Origin of the sequence: Rhodococcus sp. 14-2483-1-1 (assembly GCF_002259335.1) — a bacterium.
Lineage (GTDB): Bacteria > Actinomycetota > Actinomycetes > Mycobacteriales > Mycobacteriaceae > Rhodococcoides.
Genome location: NZ_NPFX01000024.1, coordinates 43,509 through 60,728 on the forward strand (window position 1 = coordinate 43,509; position 17,220 = coordinate 60,728).

Annotated in this window: 16 protein-coding genes; 3 read left to right on the forward strand and 13 right to left on the reverse strand. The window is 62.2% G+C overall.

Annotated features, from left to right (window positions below):
- Window positions 1-48 precede the first annotated feature (48 nt).
- Complete coding sequence (locus tag CH294_RS25585; protein ID WP_015586102.1) at window positions 49-570, reverse strand: hypothetical protein; 522 nt, start codon at window positions 568-570, stop codon at window positions 49-51.
- 311 nt (window positions 571-881) lie between these two features.
- Here CH294_RS25585 and CH294_RS25590 point away from each other — a divergent pair, with 311 nt between their 5' ends.
- Window positions 882-1,511, forward strand: a complete 630-nt coding sequence (locus tag CH294_RS25590; protein WP_015586103.1) for a TetR/AcrR family transcriptional regulator — start codon at window positions 882-884, stop codon at window positions 1,509-1,511.
- Window positions 1,512-1,862: 351 nt separating this feature from the next.
- Here CH294_RS25590 and CH294_RS25595 read toward each other — a convergent pair whose 3' ends face one another.
- The 6 genes from CH294_RS25595 to CH294_RS25615 form a co-directional block, all read right to left on the reverse strand.
- Window positions 1,863-2,228, reverse strand: coding sequence for an Lsr2 family protein (locus CH294_RS25595; RefSeq protein WP_015586104.1), 366 nt, complete (start codon window positions 2,226-2,228; stop codon window positions 1,863-1,865).
- Window positions 2,229-2,459: 231 nt separating this feature from the next.
- Window positions 2,460-3,197 (reverse strand): hypothetical protein, encoded by a 738-nt coding sequence (locus CH294_RS25600; protein ID WP_141216544.1) that lies wholly within the window; start codon window positions 3,195-3,197, stop codon window positions 2,460-2,462.
- Between the two features lie 4 nt (window positions 3,198-3,201).
- Window positions 3,202-3,354: a hypothetical protein gene (locus tag CH294_RS27615; RefSeq protein ID WP_155290115.1), complete on the reverse strand. Its 153-nt coding sequence runs from the start codon at window positions 3,352-3,354 to the stop codon at window positions 3,202-3,204.
- Between the two features lie 148 nt (window positions 3,355-3,502).
- Window positions 3,503-4,429 (reverse strand): hypothetical protein, encoded by a 927-nt coding sequence (locus CH294_RS25605; protein ID WP_032381211.1) that lies wholly within the window; start codon window positions 4,427-4,429, stop codon window positions 3,503-3,505.
- A 115-nt stretch (window positions 4,430-4,544) separates the two neighbouring features.
- The gene (locus CH294_RS25610; protein ID WP_143538007.1) at window positions 4,545-6,035 is read right to left on the reverse strand and encodes a DEAD/DEAH box helicase family protein; all 1,491 of its coding nucleotides are present in this window, start codon (window positions 6,033-6,035) and stop codon (window positions 4,545-4,547) included.
- Window positions 6,036-6,339: 304 nt separating this feature from the next.
- Window positions 6,340-7,953: a hypothetical protein gene (locus CH294_RS25615; RefSeq protein ID WP_032375847.1), complete on the reverse strand. Its 1,614-nt coding sequence runs from the start codon at window positions 7,951-7,953 to the stop codon at window positions 6,340-6,342.
- Between the two features lie 319 nt (window positions 7,954-8,272).
- Here CH294_RS25615 and CH294_RS27620 point away from each other — a divergent pair, with 319 nt between their 5' ends.
- Together CH294_RS27620 and CH294_RS25620 are read left to right on the forward strand one after the other, a co-directional pair.
- The gene (locus CH294_RS27620) at window positions 8,273-8,437 is read left to right on the forward strand and encodes a hypothetical protein (RefSeq protein ID WP_155289035.1); all 165 of its coding nucleotides are present in this window, start codon (window positions 8,273-8,275) and stop codon (window positions 8,435-8,437) included.
- A complete protein-coding gene (locus tag CH294_RS25620; RefSeq protein ID WP_015586108.1) occupies window positions 8,434-9,006 on the forward strand; it encodes a hypothetical protein in 573 nt (190 codons plus the stop codon). The genes CH294_RS27620 and CH294_RS25620 overlap by 4 nt, the downstream gene beginning before the upstream one ends.
- Window positions 9,007-9,848: 842 nt before the next feature.
- On the opposite strand, the gene CH294_RS25630 is transcribed toward CH294_RS25620, so the two are convergent.
- The 6 genes from CH294_RS25630 to CH294_RS25655 form a co-directional block, all read right to left on the reverse strand.
- Window positions 9,849-10,847 (reverse strand): aldo/keto reductase, encoded by a 999-nt coding sequence (locus CH294_RS25630; RefSeq protein WP_015586110.1) that lies wholly within the window; start codon window positions 10,845-10,847, stop codon window positions 9,849-9,851.
- Entirely contained in the window at window positions 10,844-12,505 is a 1,662-nt protein-coding gene (locus tag CH294_RS25635; RefSeq protein ID WP_015586111.1) for an FAD-dependent monooxygenase, read from the reverse strand. The genes CH294_RS25630 and CH294_RS25635 overlap by 4 nt, the downstream gene beginning before the upstream one ends.
- Complete coding sequence (locus CH294_RS25640; protein ID WP_015586112.1) at window positions 12,502-14,145, reverse strand: MFS transporter; 1,644 nt, start codon at window positions 14,143-14,145, stop codon at window positions 12,502-12,504. The genes CH294_RS25635 and CH294_RS25640 overlap by 4 nt, the downstream gene beginning before the upstream one ends.
- Complete coding sequence (locus CH294_RS25645) at window positions 14,142-14,843, reverse strand: HAD family phosphatase (RefSeq protein WP_052047793.1); 702 nt, start codon at window positions 14,841-14,843, stop codon at window positions 14,142-14,144. The genes CH294_RS25640 and CH294_RS25645 overlap by 4 nt, the downstream gene beginning before the upstream one ends.
- Before the next feature lie 2 nt (window positions 14,844-14,845).
- Complete coding sequence (locus CH294_RS25650) at window positions 14,846-15,817, reverse strand: ScbA/BarX family gamma-butyrolactone biosynthesis protein (protein WP_015586114.1); 972 nt, start codon at window positions 15,815-15,817, stop codon at window positions 14,846-14,848.
- A gap of 271 nt (window positions 15,818-16,088) precedes the next feature.
- A complete protein-coding gene (locus tag CH294_RS25655; RefSeq protein ID WP_015586115.1) occupies window positions 16,089-17,171 on the reverse strand; it encodes an alpha/beta hydrolase in 1,083 nt (360 codons plus the stop codon).
- Window positions 17,172-17,220 lie beyond the last annotated feature (49 nt).

The following is a 17,220-nucleotide window of genomic DNA, read 5'->3' on the forward strand; positions in this document are numbered from 1 at the left end:
AATGCATCGCCTGAACTGCAATTCGGGTTTACCAACCCCTTTGCAGCTTCAGTAGTAGGTGTGAAACTGCTTGGCCCTGTCCACCGCATCGAGGACCTCAGCGTCGAGGCCTTGAGCTTCTCGTTCGATCGCGTTTACCCGTCGCTTCATGCCTGCTCTGGCGAGCCACGGCGACCACATCAGTCGACTGAGCTGCGCTGCTGACAAGCGCACACATCGCCCCAGCGCAGTGTTGATTCCCCCGGCTTCTTCCTGACCGTCTTTCTGCTTTACGTCGTCGTCGCTCGTCAGGCGCGCCACAGTGGCCAGTTGGATGTACAAACGCAGTGGCCGTCGCGGAACCCGTGCAATGATCGCGGCCGTCTCAAGCTCGCGGACACTGTCCTTGAAGTGCTGAAACGACGGATCAGTGGACGACGACCCTGCCCATCGGGTGCGTTCGGTGCTCGCCAAGTGCCGGAGAACCTCGCTACGCAGTTGACGGCGTTGCTGACTGCCGATCAGGTACTGGCCCGCAAAGGATCCGATACCGAGAGCTCCGATAATCGAGGCCACACCACTGATATCCATTTCGTAACAGTATTCGGATCCAGAACTTGGGGTCGGTTGACGCAACGTGAGTGGTGAAAAAGGAGAGATTTTTCCGTACCTATTGCGCCTCACGCGGCAGCAGATGTTCCGACTCCCGAATATTTGCCGGTGCTCGAAGTGTCCACCTCCGCAGGCATAATCGTGGACTGTTGGAGCCGATCGACTTTGGAATGGCGAAATTCCTCGCCTAGGGACGGTAGTGCTTCGGTCGCCGACAGATGGTCGGATCCGCGCGTGCGAATCGGAGTAGAAGGCAGTCCTATGTGGCGATGGACCGGAGAGAGTGTGACATGACGGTTGCCGATCAGAAGGTTTCGGAGCGGGAGAATGCCGAGCATCGCGCGCGTCCTCCGCAGAAACGTGCGCAACGGACCCGTGACGCGTTGATTACCGGTGCGGCTCGAACCATCGCATGTGGGGGAAGCGGCGTCACGGTCAACGACCTGATACAGGCTGCAGGGGTGACCAAAGGGGGCATGTACTTCCACTTCCCATCGAAGGACGCTGTTGTTCATGCAGTGGTCGACCAGGCTGCTCGACAATGCGAGTTCCTCCGGGCGCATCGCCCGTCTACAGGAGACACTGTGGCCGATGTTCAGGACTTGCTCGGCGGCTACTTCACTCATGCGAAACGGTATTGGTCTCTGAGGGCAGCAGCGGTGTTGTGGACCGACCTCCACTACGAGGACGTCGCACGGGCCGCGACCTACCACCCTCTCAGGGCCGCGGTCCTGGCCCTTCTGACCAGCAACGGCAGGCTGCCGACGATATCGGTGGACACTGCCGATGCTGTCATGGCCATCGTGTGCGGCGTGACGACCACCGCCGGGCCGGGGGGCTTCGGTGACGGCGGCGATCTCGACACCGTCCTGCGGTTGACGGGGCCCGTGATCGCGGCTGCCGGTGCAGTGGCGGTATGAACAGCGGTGGCGGGGACTCCGGGAAGCCTTGATCTCCGCCGGTTACCCGCGGCCGGTAGTGGGCGACGAGCCGGGCCAGCTCACGTTGTCGTGGGGCACCGGTGTCGGCGTACGAGAGATGTGTGTGAGCCCTTCAGGGGTGGTCGCCCGGACACCGGACGCGGTCTTTGCCTTGGGCCTGTTACGTCAGTCGGCAGCAGACTGGGTATCGCCGCTGCACCCGCTGATCGCAGAGCCGATCGTGCGCACATCCGAATCGCCCTTTCGGGTAGTCGAGCCGGTGACCAACATCGTTCGGAGCGCGTCGGTGATCCGGCGTTCGATGACGTGCCAGGTGAGTTTCCTGGGCTGTCAGTGTGCGGCGTTGTACGCCTCTTCGATGTCGGTGGGGATGCGGCCTCGATCGCCGATCTCGTGACCGTTGTCCGCCGCCCACTGCCGAATTGCGCGAGTCTGCGCCGGGTCACGCTTGGCCGGTGTCCCGGCTGTCGAAGGCGTCGACGCGGTTGCGGGGAAGGGTTTACGTTTGCGTCCGCCAACCCGCGCGGCGTGCTTGATGTAGTAGTCGAGCTTTCTGTGAAACTCGCTGGCGTTCTTTGCTTTCAAGTCGATCACGTACTCGACGCCCTGGACCGCGAACTCGATCGTTTCACCGGAGTCGTCGATGACCGATCCGTCGATGTCGTCGACCAATTGAATCGTTTCTAGCTTGGCCACAGTGAAGAAACCCTCTCGCAAAAATGTATGGAAGACAGCTAAGTGAGCGTATAACGGGTCTGCGTGGTCGTGACAACTGTGGGTGCGGCGCGCGTGGTTCGGATGCAGGATCGAGAGAGTGCGATTATGGGCAGCGCTCCATTCGTGGTCGGCGATGAAGCCCAAGTTACTAGTCGTGTGCACTTCAATGTCGGGGCAGCCGATGCAATGGCAAGATTTCTTGCATGCATTCTAGGGCCGAGGGGCATGCTGGAATCGGGCTGACAGCTCATCCCGAAACTCGTCGCTTCTGTCTTTGATCCAATCCATCAGCTGCCTCATGCCATTCGTTTGCCCGACTGGCGCTGGCCGTCGTTCGTGTGGTTTGAACTTGAATTGCGGTACGGGTTCCTCGCCATCCCAAATGTCGAATTTTGCAGTCAGTCGATCGAGGAAAGTTGTGGCACGCGCGGTAGTCGAGTTCACGACGAAACTTCGGTGTCGGCGGACAGCGCCGGGTGACGAGCGTGTGTCTGACAGTTCCTCCTTGCGACGATCGAGCACTCGCACTTGGCTGCGGATGACAGCTATCGCGCCACGGGTTTCGACAGACCAACTGCCTCTTCCTACCTGGGCGGCCCAAGTGTCTACGGCGCGGCGCGCATCGTTGGGTAGTTCACGCGATCGGGCGATGTACGGGGCGACGTCGTCGACGCTTCGCCCACTATGGAACTCGTGGTCGAGGTCTCGGAAGTTGTAGGCAATGCGCCTCTCCTCCAGCGCGAATGCCGATGCGAACCCGATCTTGCGGTCGCGGTCGCGCTCTTTCCTGTCGCGGTGGGCCTGTTGTTTGTCGAGACAGCGATCATGGGCGAGCTGGTCTGTGAAGAATTTGTATGCAATGGCAAGACCCGCGACGGTTATTACTGTCGGTACTCCGGGTGTCTGCAGCCACTTTGCGCTCCACAATCCGACCAGAATCTCTGCCACCCATTCATGCGGGATAGTGCACCGCATTGCCATCTTTCAAATTCTCGCTACCGAGGACGATGCTGCCCGACGGGTCCGTCGGCGGCATCATCTGGCAGTCGACGGTGGCGACGACGTCGACTGCTTTAGTTCTGTTGGTTGTTCCTCGTGCCTCCACGAGCTCAGTTGCCTCTGGGGCTGTGGTGAAGATCGTGCACCGAGAAATCAGTTAGGTATGGTGCGCCCCACTGGTCTCTTCTGCGCTGAACCCTTGAGGCTCTGCACCCCCTCCTCGGCGAGGACAACGCAGATAGGTTGGGTGGCGTTCAGTTCGGGAAGAGGTCGTCTAGCTCGGCCCCGGTGAGCAGCTTCCCGCGTGTCGGGCTCAGGAGGGTGCCGAGCCAGCGTCCGCTGGGCAGTCGAGTTTCTACCTTGGTGCGGGCATCTCCACGAGAGGCTGCGCTGTCGTCTCCACACAGTGCGTCGTATTGCTGTAGTCGATCTGCAAGTAGGTCGTACAGGTGCAGCGCGGCCGCGTGGTTGATCAAGGCGATGCTGTCTCGTGCGGCTTCTTGCGCGTCCTTCTGAACCTCCGTAGCGGGGGTCAACAGGCAGCCGTAGACATGGGTTTTGGGTGCGCGGGTCTTCTCGACCCGGATCTGACCGAGCAGCTGATTGACGTCCGTGCGGCTCAACGGAGGTGGGGTACCGGACGGGACAGTCTTGACTTCCCACACACGGCGTTCGGAGCGTTTGGTGGTCGACCATGTCCATCGACAGTCAGTGGCGCTTTGTTCCTTGTCCGGCGGTCGTTCACCGCTGGTAGCTGCCAACCGCGCCAGCGCGAGCAGACCGGCACATTGCTCGTCGTGAGTTCCGGCCAGCAAGGCGCGTCCGGCCGATATTTCCTTTGCCAGTCGGGTACCGGCCTCTCGACGCCACTCATCCCACGCGAGGAACAGCTGGTCGGTGTCATCTGCGGGATTGGTGAAGCCGTCGAGGTCCGAGATTGTGCGACGAAGCCTCTGGAACCATGCGGTCCGGGGTCCGTCGTGGGTGGCATCCTCCAATGCATTACGGGCCGCTGCGAAGTCTTTGGGGGTGCCGCCGGTGAAGTGTGCGTGGGCTTCGACGTACCGCCAGAACGCGGCGTGTTCGGTTTCGTCCGCGGCCGCGAGTTTGTCCGATGCTTCGCGTGCGTGTTGTGCCGCTGCTGTGTGGTCGCTGATCCACATGTCAGCGACGGCGGTCACTTCGAGGTCGGCGCTCGATACGGTGCTGCTGCCGCCTGTCTTCTTTCCTGGTCGTCGCCGGCGAGGCCGCGTAGACGCTGGTGACGCGGTCGACGTCGCTGCGGTCCAGAACTTGTCACAGGCTTCCCGTGTGCCGGCCCAGCCGGTGTCGTAGATTTCCAGTGCTCCCTTGATGGTGTCTTGGGTGCCGTCGGGGATGGATTGTCGAACGACGGTTGTCGGCCAGCACACGAGCGAACAGTGGGTCCAAGCCCAGGTACATCGATCGGTCCGAGGGCTCGCGGTTGGCGCGGCCGAGTGCTTGCGTGACGCGCTGGCCGACGCGGTGTCGCATGAAGCTGGCATCACCGAGATAAGCGACGACGAAGCGCTCGAATTCGCTGCTTGCTTGGGGTACCGATGTGATGATGACGAGCTTGCACAGGTCGCCGGCGAGGTCGAGACCGTCGTAGCGGCCGGCGGCGATGAGGTGGCCAGAGGGTGCGTGAGTCCAACTGTCGAATGCGGAGTCGTCACTGGGCTTCAGCCTAAATACAGTGAGCTTTTCCGCCAACAATTTGGTCTGTAGGGCGTCGGCTTCTGCGTGGCTCGAGCACAGCCACGCCGTTCTGCCGCCCGCTTCGGCCGACTGTTCGAGCGCCCAGGCAAGTGTGTTCGGACCGAGCGCTTCGTCTGGGCTGGGGTTGAGTACGAACAGACGCTCACCAGTGGATGCCGCATTCAACGGGTCGGCGGTTGACAGGGCCATAATCTGTCGGCCGCCTACTCGTCGTTGCAGGTCGTCCATGGTTCCGAGCGTTGCCGACAGGTAGATACGCTGCTTGGCACGTGAGTACCACTTGTTGAGGGTTGTCGGCGGATGATAGGGCCGGATCTCGATCCCGGAAGGCCCGATCAGTACCCCGCAATGCCCGAGGTGGTCTCGGATGGTGGGCCACACATATTTGGCTTCTTGGGCCTCGACGTACGGCGATGCTTCAATGGCGTTACGTATACGTTCCTCAAGAGTCTTCCAGTCCTTGAAGGACAGTAGTTCTGGCGGAGTACCAGACCGGGCTGTTCCGTCCTGCATGGCGTGCAGTCCGGGGTATGACGATGTGTATGTGATCACGAACCCGCAGATCGTCCGATAGAGCGACCTGGCCGCACCGCTTTCGTCGGGGATGCGAAAGGTCTGCATAGAACTCAACGGTTGTTCGGCGAGGTGAGCATCGTCGAAGATAACGAGGTCGGCGGGCTCGGGGACTGGGCTGGAGTTGAAGTAGACCCAGTAGTTCATTACGCCGACGACCTGACCCTGGTTGTAGTCGTCGAGCGTGGTCCCGCCGTAGGACTTGCCCGCGAAAAGGACCACCTCCAACCCGAGCTCCTCCGCTTCCGCTCGAACCCGCTCGGCGAGTTGACGTGTTCCGGCCAGATAGGCGACAGTGCGGCCTTGATCAAGCGCGTAGTCAGCGATCAGCAGAGCAACTAGTGTCTTGCCCTCGCCGGTGCCCATTTCGATTGCCAGGTCCGGAGTGGCCAAATGTTCTGCGGCATATGCGCTGAGAACTTGGCTCTGGCTGGGACGTAGCCCGATGAAACGTGCAGATCCCAACGCAGTCATGCGGTTTGCGAAGTCCGGCACGGTGCCATCGATCGTCAACGTCACATACCCTTCGTCGAGCCCAGCGGCTTTCGACTGTACCTGCGAACTCCCATGTTGTTTCAGGGTTTCCGACTCGCTGAGTTTGAGCGATAGCTGCCGACGCTACGGGTGCTATCGGCAGGTCGATGCTGGTTCCGCTAAGTATGCTGCGGGGCCATTTCGACGACGATGCAGTCGTGCTTGATCGGGGTCAGCCTGCAGTCATCGTGACTGAGGTCTAGGAGCGGACAGCCACGACCAGTACGAACAGCCGGTCGTCCGATCATTGTTCGGCATTGATTGCGATGCGAAATTCTCCTGCGAATCCGGTTCCGTCGACGGCAAACGTCCAGTCACCGGCGTCGTTCCGTGCCAGCTGTTGCACGCCGTTGGCCGTGTTGTCGGCGAGAAGTCCCAGCTCGGCCTCGTATTGCGGGTCGTTGCTGCCGAGAAACCGTTCACCGGTGTGCACGAACACGGCCGGTCCACCAGCGCGAGGGAACACCTGTACGTAATACTGCTTTCGGAAGATCACGTTGTCGGAGAACCCGACGCCGTAGCTGTCTCTCTCGCCGACGTATACATCGAGGCGGAAGACCAGACCCGGCACGTCCGTGTCAGGTTTGTCATCCTGATCGACCCAGCCTTCCCAGACCAACCGATCCGGCCCAGCCCACCCCGTGGTGCGATCGCCGGCATCGTCCAGGGGATTCCTGAGTTCACCTTCCAGGTCGGGTGGCCCGCCGAGCAGGTCCGGACGGTCGAACGGGCCGTAGCAGTTCTCCGCCTCCGGGCTTTGGTGAAACAGCTCGAAGTCCACGTACCGCGGTTTGATCGTCACCCCGAAGTAGAACTCACTTTTTCCGAAACAGTCCTGTCCCCGCTCGACTTTTGCCTCGTCGAGCCAGAGCTGGATGCGATGCGACCCGTGCAGGAACCGCATCGCTATCTCGTAGGATTCCCTGCACGTCACCAGTGAGTCCACCCCGCCGTGGCACTTGTGTACGAAGGTGCGGGGCGCGCCGGGAAGCTGCGCGGCGGACTGTTTGACGAGCCCATCGCTGCGGTTCGTACTTAGCGAACCTCCGTCGAACAGGGTGGACAGCCGATTTGCCAACGAAGCTCCGCTCGCGCCGTAGGTGCGGTAGTTGGTGCCGACGACAGTCAGGATCCGCTGGATCGGAAACGCGTCCAAGACCTTCAAGAACCTCGTGCTCGACGGCGAGAACGAGGCCAGTTCGTCGCTTGCGTCGCGCGCGCCCGGCAGCAGGTCGAGCAACCAGCGGGGCACGCGTTGAAAGGCAATCCCGCGGTGCGGTGTGCCGAGGGTGACGACGCGATGCACCAGTCTTTGAGCTGAATGGTGTGCGTTCTCTTCCATCGCCAACAGGGCCTCCCGCATAACCAGCCCACCCATGCTGTGGGCGATGACGTCGACGCCGTCGAATGTCTGGTTGTGCTGTTCTGACGACCGTTCGATCAGGGAAATGAGGCGGACCAGCCCTTCCGCGTATCGGGCCAGGGTCCGCGGCGAGAGGTCGTAAAATCGGTACACCCATATCGTCCCGGAAGTGGCCTCGTTGAGAACGCGCGCGGCCGTGCGCGGATCGATGACAACGCTGCCGCCTACATCAGAGGGGTCGTATTCGCCCGTGTCGGCGGGTCCTTCGACATTCTGCGCGTAGTAGCCCACAACGTTGGTCGCGTCTGTGTAGCGGTACCTCTTCGCTTTCAGTGCGCGGAGCAGGAAGCCCTCGTAGATGTAGTTGTCACCACGCTTGGTGGGGTAGACCGTGCCGTCGTTGTATCCCTGATACGCACTACGCTGATCATCAGCGACATCGACGCCGCCGAACCCCCTGATCAGGATTAACGGTCGGCATTTTATTTCGCCCATCTGAACCTCCACGAGTGTTCGTCGCAGCAGGCACATGCCCCCGCTGTAACTCGTCGTCCTTGACTCAAATCGACGGGTGGAGATACCTGAGGTGCAACCGCGAACCCGCTGAGCTGGTCGTTGCGGCCAGGCCGCTTCTGATGGTCCTCGTGTTGGGGGGCGATGTCACTGGTAGTTAGGGCTGACAACCGTTTGAACGGCAGACCCGTTGGCCTGCGGATGAGAATTCGAGCTGTTCGTGGTGTCCGGTCCTGACGCTAGTGTGCATCGACAGAGACAGCCAACAGGGGCCTTGGCCTATCGGTGGGGGTGAATGATCATGCGAGACAAGAGCGGTGGAGATGTGAACGTCGACGGAAGCGGGGACGCCGTAGGACACGTCGTGGACAGGTTCGCCGCGGTGATGACCGAATTCGACGTCGATACTGCCGGCGTGGGTGTGCCGTGTATCGATTCGGTGTGGCAGGGGGAGTTGCGGGGATGAGGGGCCGGCAGCTCGTCGTTGTTGACGTCCACACCACGGGGCCGTCGTTCGAGGCTCACGAGGCCTTCGAGCTCGCCGCGATCGACGGTGCATCCGGGAGGGTGTGGGATCTCGCGCTGCCTTTGACATCGGCACAGCTCGAACGGGCGGATTCAACATTCCTGCAGCTCAGCGGATACCACCGTCGACGGCTGGTGGAAAAGGCGCAGCATGACGCGTTGACCATTGGAACGGAGCTCGCGGCGCTCAGTGATGTGTTGGCTGGAAACACGCTCGGCGGCGCAGATCCGGAGATCCATGCGGCATTTTTGAGCAAGGTCTTTCACCGGCATGGTGTCCGGTCGCGTTGGCACCACCTGCCCGCAGATATCGCGGCGTTGACCGCCGGTGCCCATGGGATCCCCGCAACCAACATTCCGCGGCTGGAGGTGTGCTGCGAATTGTGGAATGTGCAGCTCGCGGAATTTCCTTCGGCGCTGGATCGGGCGCACGCTGTCGCCGATTGCTTCGCGGCGTTCGACCGCAGAAGCGGACGGGAATCGGTGTCGGCAACGCTCAGAGGCGAGTAGGTGTTGAAGCAGCCGCTTATTGCGCTGGGCCACACCTGAGCCCCGCAGTTCTGTCTCGGTAGTCACGCTATCGCAGGCGGCGAATCCAGACGAATGGTATTCTACGAGTTAATACTCGTATTTGATGGCAGCGGCCGTCACCGTTGGACGTGGGGATCTGATGGATCTGTTCATCGATGTCATAGCCTCAATCGCTTCCTGGTGTGCTCCGATGGTTCTGCTCGTGGCTGCCGCAATCCTCTTGGTGGAATCCGGCTTGCTCGTCGGGTTTCTCCTCCCGGGTACTGGCACGGTTCTGGCGGTCGGTGCTCTCGTGGGGCTGGGCGAACTTGATCCCGTCGTGACGGCGATCGTCCTGATCGCTTCGTCGACAGCAGGGGCTCAGCTGGCCTTTCGGTCCATCAGGCGTGGATCGTGTCGCGCTGATATCGCCGGCGCAGGCCGCTTTGCGCGCCTGATCAACAGGGTGCTTGCTCGGGCACGTCAGTTGTTTTCGGGGGATGCGCGCGTCGGGACAGTGACCACGCATTTCGTCGGAGGCGCGAGGACCTTGGGGCCACGTCTCGCTGCGGGTTCCTCGTTGTCGTTCTCGAGGTTCGCGGTGTTGAATATCGTCGCCGCAACCGTGTGGGTCACTCTTCTGTTGACCACGGGAAGCGTGTTGGGAGCCAACCCCGCGTGGATCCCCTGGGCCACTGGCGCTTTCGTCGTGGCCGTAGTTGGAGTCATCGCAATTCGGGCATTTCGGCGCAGTGACGCTCCGGTTCCCGGCGGCACAATTCCCGCCCGTCGATCTGATCGACGGGGCGGGAATGCGGCTGTGCCGTGCAGTTGTGCCCGTGTCATTCGCGGCCGGCTGATACCCAACTCATGTCGGGTGCTCGGGTTCCGGTGACGGCGTCGGCGAGGGTGTCGAGGACGGCGAGCTGGTCCGCGGTGAGTTCGATGTGCACCGAGCCCGCGTTTTCGGTGACCCGATCCGCATTCCGAGTGCCGGGTATCGGAACGACGGGCAGCGCGAACTGTGTACCTTTCACCCGTAGCCACGCCAATGCGATCTGGGCGGGCGTGGATCCGTGCTGTGACGCGATGTCTGTCAATGGGGCGAGGGCGTCGGTGTTCGTTTCGAATGCGTCGAGTTGAAAGCGGGGTAGATACCGCCGAAAGTCGTTGTCGCCGAGCTGTTCCTGTTTCACTTTTCCGGTGAGCATTCCGCGTCCCAGTGGGGAGTAGGGAACGAATCCGATGCCGAGTCGAGCTGCGGTCGGGACGATGGCGTTCTCGACGTCGCGGCTGAACAAGCTCCATTCGGACTGGACCGCGGCGAGCGGATGGGTCCGGTGCGCTCGTTCTAGTTCGGGGGCGGTTACTTCCGATACTCCGATGTGCCGGACTTTTCCGTCGGCGATGAGCTCGGCCATCGCTCCGATGGTGTCGTCGATCGGGATGTGTGGGTCGACCCGGTGAAGGTAGTAGAGGTCGACGACGTCCACGTCGAGGCGACGCAGGCTGTTGTCGATGCACTGGCGGACGTAAGCCCTGTCTCCGCGGCTTCTGCGGCCGGGTTCGGTTACGGAGGTATCGATACCGAATTTGGTGGCGACGGTGACCTCGTCGCGACGGTCGGCGAGGAGTCTGCCGATCAGTTCCTCGTTGGTCCCGAGGCCGTACACATCTGCGGTGTCGATGAAGTCGATGCCGAGGTTGACGGCGTGATGCAGGGTCTTCAGTGCTTGGTCGGGGTCGGATTCGCCGTACATCGAGGTCAATGCCATGCCGCCGAATCCGAGTGCGGATACTTCGAGGCCTGTTCCGAGGTTCACGTGTGGGAAGTCGGTCATGATGCTGTCTCCTTGGAGGCGCTCGTTTCGGGTCGACCGCGTTCGACTGCCTGTGTGTCCGCGGGTCCGGCCACTGCGGTGAGGTAGGTCCGTATGGCTGCAGGGTTCTGCAGCGAGCCGGTCATGCCCACTATGCGGTCGGGACGCACGACAGCGACACCGCCCTGTCCGAGCTCGCTCGAAACGATCTCGTGGGTGTCGATCACGGTGGGAGTTGCGCTCAGAAGTGTGGTGGGGGAGTGGACCACGACCACGACGTGCAGCCGCGACCCCCACGAGTCGAGGATGGCATGTAAGGCCCGGAGTTCGTCGATACTGGTGATGGTGGCCAGCGCCAGGACTCGTCGGTCATCGAGGAGGTCGGGCAGCAACTTGTCGACCTCTCCGTCGAACTGGACGGGATGCGGGGGCAGGAACTTGCCCGGCGAGATGGTTCGACCGCGCCCGCCCCCGCGGGCCACTGACGGGCCGTAGGCCGTATCGATCTGCGCCAGTTGAGGAACGACACGCCGGGTGAGGAGCCCTGTCGCCGAGAGGATTCCGAGGATTCGGTCGCGGATCCACCGCGAAACGGCAGCACGAGTTGTCCACAGTTTCGTCTGAAGATCGGTCATCGCGGCGACCGATTCTGCGACGGGTCGTCGTTCGAGTTCATATGTTTCGAGTAGTGCTGCATCGGCTCCGTCGACCGCTACTGCTGCAAGTTTCCACGCGAGATTCGCCGCGTCCTGTATTCCGGTGTTCATACCTTGACCTCCCGCAGGACTGTGAATATGTGCAGCGTCGCCGGCAAGGATGAATCGGCCCGACACGTAGCGCGAGGACAGTCTCCGGTGTACTCGAAAGTCGCTCTGCCAAAGCACATTACTGACCCGGAAGCGGCCGAGGCCGCGTTGGCCGAGCATGATGTTGGCGCGATCGGTGATCTGAGTCGGCGGTATGAGCGCAGGGGAAGCGGACTGACGGTGTCCGAGAAATACCCGGTGTCCACCACCTGGGAGCGGGACGACGACCGTCACCCCGTCCGGGTGGAGATGGTACTGAGCCTCCCCGACCGACCCATCGGTTTCTAGGGTGCCGTCCACCAGCAGAAAAGCGTCGTCGTAGCTGTCGCCGTCGAAGTCGATGGCCGCTGTTTTCCGCACGGTGCTGTGTGCACCGTCGGTGCCCACGATCCACTCTGCTGTTGTGGTGAAGCGGATTCCGCTCGGACCGACCAATGACGCCCTCGCCCCGTCGCTGGGCCCGGCAGGGTCCGGATCGAGGGCACCGAGGAACTTGTGCCGCCAGCGGACCGTACCTCCCAGCGCCTGGTAGAGCTCGAGGAGAGCTGCCTCGACGAGGGGCTGCGGAAGGGACAGTGGTTTGTGCAGGCCGGGCTGGTCGAGGCCGGTGAAGTCGACGTGGCCGATCTGTGACCCTTTCGACCAGTACGACGCTCGGTCGAGAGTGACGCCGGCATCGAATACCGCGGGATCGACACCGAGGATGCGCAGGCTCTCCTGGGCGGCACTCCAGAGTACGAGGGCTTTCGGTTCGGTCGAGGGCCCCGACTTGCCGTCGATAATCATGTGGTCGACGTTCCTGCGGGCGAGCTCGCAAGCAAGCGTCAGACCTGTGGGGCCCGCGCCGACGATGAGGACGGTGTGCTCGGTCATGTCCGGACTCCTGACGGGCGAGGCGGGGCGAGGCTGGATTGTTCGGCCGAGATCACGTCCTCGTATCCGGTGGACGGCGCGTCGCGGGGTAGGGGAGAGGCCGCTGCGTGCGGGTCTGCTGCCGCGGGGTCGACGAGGAAGTCCTTGCGTCTGATGAGGGTGAATGCCGCGATCGCACCGATGAGGGTGACGATTCCCGCGATCGTCGTGACCTGATGCAGCGCCGAGATGAACGCGATTTCTGCTGCCACCCCAACGTCCTGCCCGGTCTCTTGCAGCGCCGCGACGGCCCCGGAGGCCACGGCGTCGACGGTGGCGTCGAGCTGGGCCGGAGTCAGGGCGGATCCGTACGCGGTGTCGAGTTCGGATTCGATGGTGCGATGAGCCAAAGCTCCGAGTACCGCCACGCCCAATGCCGCACCGACCTGCTGGAATGTCTCGTTGATCCCAGCTCCCATCCCTGAGTCTTCGGCCCGAACGAGAGCCACTGCCGCGCTCGCACGGGGTGGATTGTGTAGTCCCATACCGAGTCCCGCGATCACAAACCCCGGTAACAACGCCGTCCAGCTGTCACCGACGTCCGCGAATCGAAACAACAGAAACCCGATTCCTGTGCACAACAGCGAGATTCCGATCAGAATCGATGTCGAGATCCGGGCGCTCAGTATTCCGCCCACGGCACCGGATATCAGCAGGACGCCGGTAAGCGGCAGGAACCTCAATCCGGTCTCGATAGCCGAGTAGCCCAGCACGCCTTGCATCCACAGCACCGAGAACAAGATGGTGGCCGTGACGGCGAAGTTGATCGCAAACGTTGCCGCGGACAGGCCGTTGAAGGAACGGTTTCCGAACAGGACCATGTCGAGCATGGGATTGCGGACGCGGCGCTCGACCACAGCGAAGCCGAGGAGGGCGAGCACACCGACCGCCAACGCTACCGCGGTACGTGGGTCGGTCCATCCCACGACGGGTGCCCGGATGATTGCAAAGATCAACGCGAACAGACCTGCGGAGAACAGTGCCAGACCGAGGGGGTCGAGACCGCGGCGCGCGGTCGATGTCTGGTGGTCCCGGACTTTCAGAGCGACGACGGCCAGAATGATCAGTCCCACAGGGATATTGAGGTAGAACACCCATCGCCAGTCCACTTCGGTGAGGATGCCTCCGATCAACGGTCCCGCAGCGATGGCGATGCCCGAGGTGGCCCCGAAGATGCCGAAGGCGGTTCCTCGTTGGCGGCCGTGGAACGTCGCTGCGATCATCGCTGGGCCGACGGCGTACATGATGGCCGCGCCGAGGCCTTGAACTCCACGTGCTGCGTTGAGCAGAGTTGCTGACCCAGCGAGACCGCAAGCCACGGACGCGAGGGTGAAGGCCAGCGCGCCGACGGCGAAGATCCGGGTGCGGCCCAGTCTGTCCGCGATCGAGCCGGCGGTGAGCAGAAACGCGGCCAGTGCCAGGGCGTAGGCGTCGATCACCCATTGCAACTGCTCGAAGCTGGCCGAGAGGTCTCGTTGTATCGCGGGCAGTGCGACGTTGACGACGGTGAGGTCCAAGAACAGCATGAATGTTCCGAGGCAGACCGCTGTCAGCGTCCACCAGCGTTCGGGGGCCGACTGCAGCGGTTCGGGGGTGCTCATGCGGACTCCTCGAGGAGCGCGTCCGCGGTGGGTTGCGCGGCCGGCTGCTGGCGTCCGAACCAGGCGTCGATTGCCTCGATGGCTCCCGCGGTGTCGGTGAAGTGATGTATCTGCATTCCGTGCGCTCGGGCGGCTTGGCAATTGCGTAGGTCGTCGTCGACGAACAGGCATCGAGCGGCAGGGACGCCGAGTCGTTCGGTCGTCCGGCGGTAGATTTCGGGTTCGGGTTTGCGGACACCTTCGTTCGCGGAGACGACCTCGACGCTGAACAGGCCTGTGGGGACGATTCCTCGCCACTCGGGTTCCCATTCTCGGACGTTGTTGGTCAACAGTCCCAGAGTTCGTCCTTCGGATTTCAGCGTGTGCAAGTAGTCGAGAAGTTCCGAGTTGGGGACCCGGCCGGAGAACCATGCCGGCCGGAACTGTGACAGGTCGATAGCGCGTCCGGTCATGGTTTCCAGTGCCGATCCGACTCGGTCGAGGAAGGCCGCTTCGGTGATTTCGCCGCGTTCGAGCGGGGCCATGATCGTTTCGTCCGGGTCATCGTGCGCGGTGAACAGGGCACCCATCAGGTCCTCCGGTTGCACGGACATGTACTCGGTGAACGCCGCGATGGTGTCGGCGATGGGGTTGGTCAGGACGCCGCCGTAGTCGACGACGAGAACGAGGGGACCGGTGTCGATACTGTTGTCGGACATCGTCATCCCACCTCGACCTGCGAGCGGACGATGACGACGTCACCCTGGACGAGTTCGAAAGATGCGACGATCCCAGTCCCGGACTCGGTGGGTGCGGTGTCGATCAAGCGGCAGTAGACAGGAAGCTCGTGTTCGGCGAAGTCGAGGAACTGGATGTCGTAGCGCACCGGGGAACCGACCGACGATTCCGGCAGTGAGTGGGTGTCGAGGACGGCGCACACCGATGCCTGCCTGCACGCTTCGGTCAAGAGCATCCCCGAGACGTGGTCGACCTTGTGATCGGAGAGCGACGGGTGGTTGTTGTCGACGACGACCTCGTACGTCGTGTCGGGGTGTTCGGTGCCGGTGGAGGCGATGACGACGTTCTTCGAGTCCCGCCGGGCAACGCGTGCAGGCGGAAGCGGAACGGCGGCAGAGGTATACGGCTGATCGGGGGTGTTCTTCGCTGCCCGCCCGGCCGCGCGCATCTCGGCGAACATCTGCTTGGGCATGAAGCTCAGGGATCCGACGAATTCGCCGACAGGCACGCCGTCGAGAACGGTCTGGTACCTACCGACTGCCCCGGTCAGGTACCCCTCGACGTGGAACCGCTTCTCGAATTCGACTCGGATGACCAACCGGCCCGGTGTTTCCCCGACCTGGAGGGCAGCGAGGTCGGTCACCGACACCGAGGCCTTGCGGAAGACGAACGCCCAGTCCTTGGGTACTCCGTAGAACTGGTGACTGATCAGGATCGAGGCCTGCCTGCATGCCTCCACGAGGATCATGGGGTCGTACCGGTCGTCGAGTCGGTCGCTGTAGAGGGCATGCCCTCGCGGTAGCTGCGCGGCGACGACGAATCGGTTCTCGCCCGTCGCAGCAGCGTCGGTGAGGAAGACCTCGCTGACAGCTGCGCGGTGGACGAGGCTTCGCGGCACAGTGCGATCGAATGTCAGTTCACTGGCGATATCGAACGGTGGTGTGGTGACAGTCATTTCTTCCCCCAGGAAGGTGGTCGCAGATTTTCTGCTTTGTGCGAAACGCACCGATCGGTACGTGGTTTCAAGTACAGCGCCACGTTTTCGATAAGTCAATTCTTTTCACGTTAATTCCAAATGTTCGGAAAGTGATTCCCGTAACAATATAATTTCAGTTCGAGCGCAGATATACCGCCAGTAATTCGAGCACTATTGTGAGCCTGTGCACACGGTTAAGTGCACAGGCTCGCAATAGTGCGTTCAGCTATTTGATGCCGATCTGATGCGGTCAGTGGGGTTGTCGGGCGTCGAGCCACTGGTCGAGCGAGTCGAAGACGATGGCGGCGTTCCGTGCGTGGCCCATGTAATGGCCTGCGTGAGGAATCGTGATCGCCTTTCTGTCCGATGTTCCGGTGAACGATGCAATATGTTCGTCACCGAATTGCACGCGTGCGTCGTCCTGTCCGTAGAGGCCGAGAACTGGAATGTCTATGCTCGACATTTTGGCCAGGTCGAGAAGAATTCCGGGGCCTTGTGAAAGCATGTCGCCGCACGGGTGTTGGTTCTGATAGGGCGCTGCTGTATCGATTACTTGTTGTTCGGTATCGGCATAGTTTCCTGTCACGAATTCAGTGGTTCCTTGGTCGTAAAAGGTGTAGCCCTTGGCGGCGGGATTGTTTTCCGATGCCGAGCCTCCGGTGAGGCAGCGTGGTGTGGCGGCGAAGAATCTGACGTAGGCCTCGGGTGTCAGTCCGCGATCGGCCCAGTCCATGACGACGAGAGCGTCGACGTCGTCGAAGGTGTAGGCCTCGATCTGGACGATCTGCCCGCCGTTCGACTGGCCGGCGAGGGTGATGTGCCCGAAGGTGGGGGCCGTTCCGGATGCATCCCATTGATAGGTGCCGGTACGCAGCGCTTGGACGATCTGATGGGCCATCGTTGCTTGGGACCCCACGCACATGGCCCCGCCTGCCGGAGCGTCGCTCGTGTCGTATCCGAGTCTGTCGATCGTCAGTGAGGTCTGTCCGCGAGCGGCCATTTCGTAGGTGTGGTGGTATCCCTCGACTGGAAGACGCCAGTACCATTCGCCGGCTGCGATGCCGTGTTCGTAGAGGGTGATGGCGTTGCCGAAACCCTCTGCGGGAGCGGTGAGATGGCCACGGATGGTGTAGGTTCCGCCGTCGGCGGTGCACGGGACGGCTGTGTCGTTGGTGTTGCGGACTGTGAAGGACACCGGTACGTCGATCACGTCCGATCGGGTCGGCTGCGCGGAGGCGATGGCCGTTCCACCGAGAAAGATGGCGGTCGACGCGACGGTTATCGCAATCGCGGCGAGGAGCCGTGAGAGGGGGTGATGGCGGCTGTCGAGCATGGGGTACTCCGATCGGGGCGGGGATGTGGTGGCTGGGAGCGTGCGAGTG

What these genes read in the sequence shown, in the direction of transcription:
- CH294_RS25635 (WP_015586111.1), bottom strand. Translation starts at nt 12,505, where the DNA reads ATGACCGAGCACACCGTCCTCATCGTCGGCGCGGGCCCCACAGGTCTG.
- CH294_RS27620 (WP_155289035.1), top strand. Translation starts at nt 8,273, where the DNA reads ATGCGAGACAAGAGCGGTGGAGATGTGAACGTCGACGGAAGCGGGGAC.
- CH294_RS25590 (WP_015586103.1), top strand. Translation starts at nt 882, where the DNA reads ATGACGGTTGCCGATCAGAAGGTTTCGGAGCGGGAGAATGCCGAGCAT.
- CH294_RS25650 (WP_015586114.1), bottom strand. Translation starts at nt 15,817, where the DNA reads ATGACTGTCACCACACCACCGTTCGATATCGCCAGTGAACTGACATTC.
- CH294_RS25655 (WP_015586115.1), bottom strand. Translation starts at nt 17,171, where the DNA reads ATGCTCGACAGCCGCCATCACCCCCTCTCACGGCTCCTCGCCGCGATT.
- CH294_RS25615 (WP_032375847.1), bottom strand. Translation starts at nt 7,953, where the DNA reads ATGGGCGAAATAAAATGCCGACCGTTAATCCTGATCAGGGGGTTCGGC.
- CH294_RS25620 (WP_015586108.1), top strand. Translation starts at nt 8,434, where the DNA reads ATGAGGGGCCGGCAGCTCGTCGTTGTTGACGTCCACACCACGGGGCCG.
- CH294_RS25610 (WP_143538007.1), bottom strand. Translation starts at nt 6,035, where the DNA reads ATGACTGCGTTGGGATCTGCACGTTTCATCGGGCTACGTCCCAGCCAG.
- CH294_RS25630 (WP_015586110.1), bottom strand. Translation starts at nt 10,847, where the DNA reads ATGACCGACTTCCCACACGTGAACCTCGGAACAGGCCTCGAAGTATCC.
- CH294_RS25585 (WP_015586102.1), bottom strand. Translation starts at nt 570, where the DNA reads ATGGATATCAGTGGTGTGGCCTCGATTATCGGAGCTCTCGGTATCGGA.
- CH294_RS25640 (WP_015586112.1), bottom strand. Translation starts at nt 14,145, where the DNA reads ATGAGCACCCCCGAACCGCTGCAGTCGGCCCCCGAACGCTGGTGGACG.
- CH294_RS25645 (WP_052047793.1), bottom strand. Translation starts at nt 14,843, where the DNA reads ATGTCCGACAACAGTATCGACACCGGTCCCCTCGTTCTCGTCGTCGAC.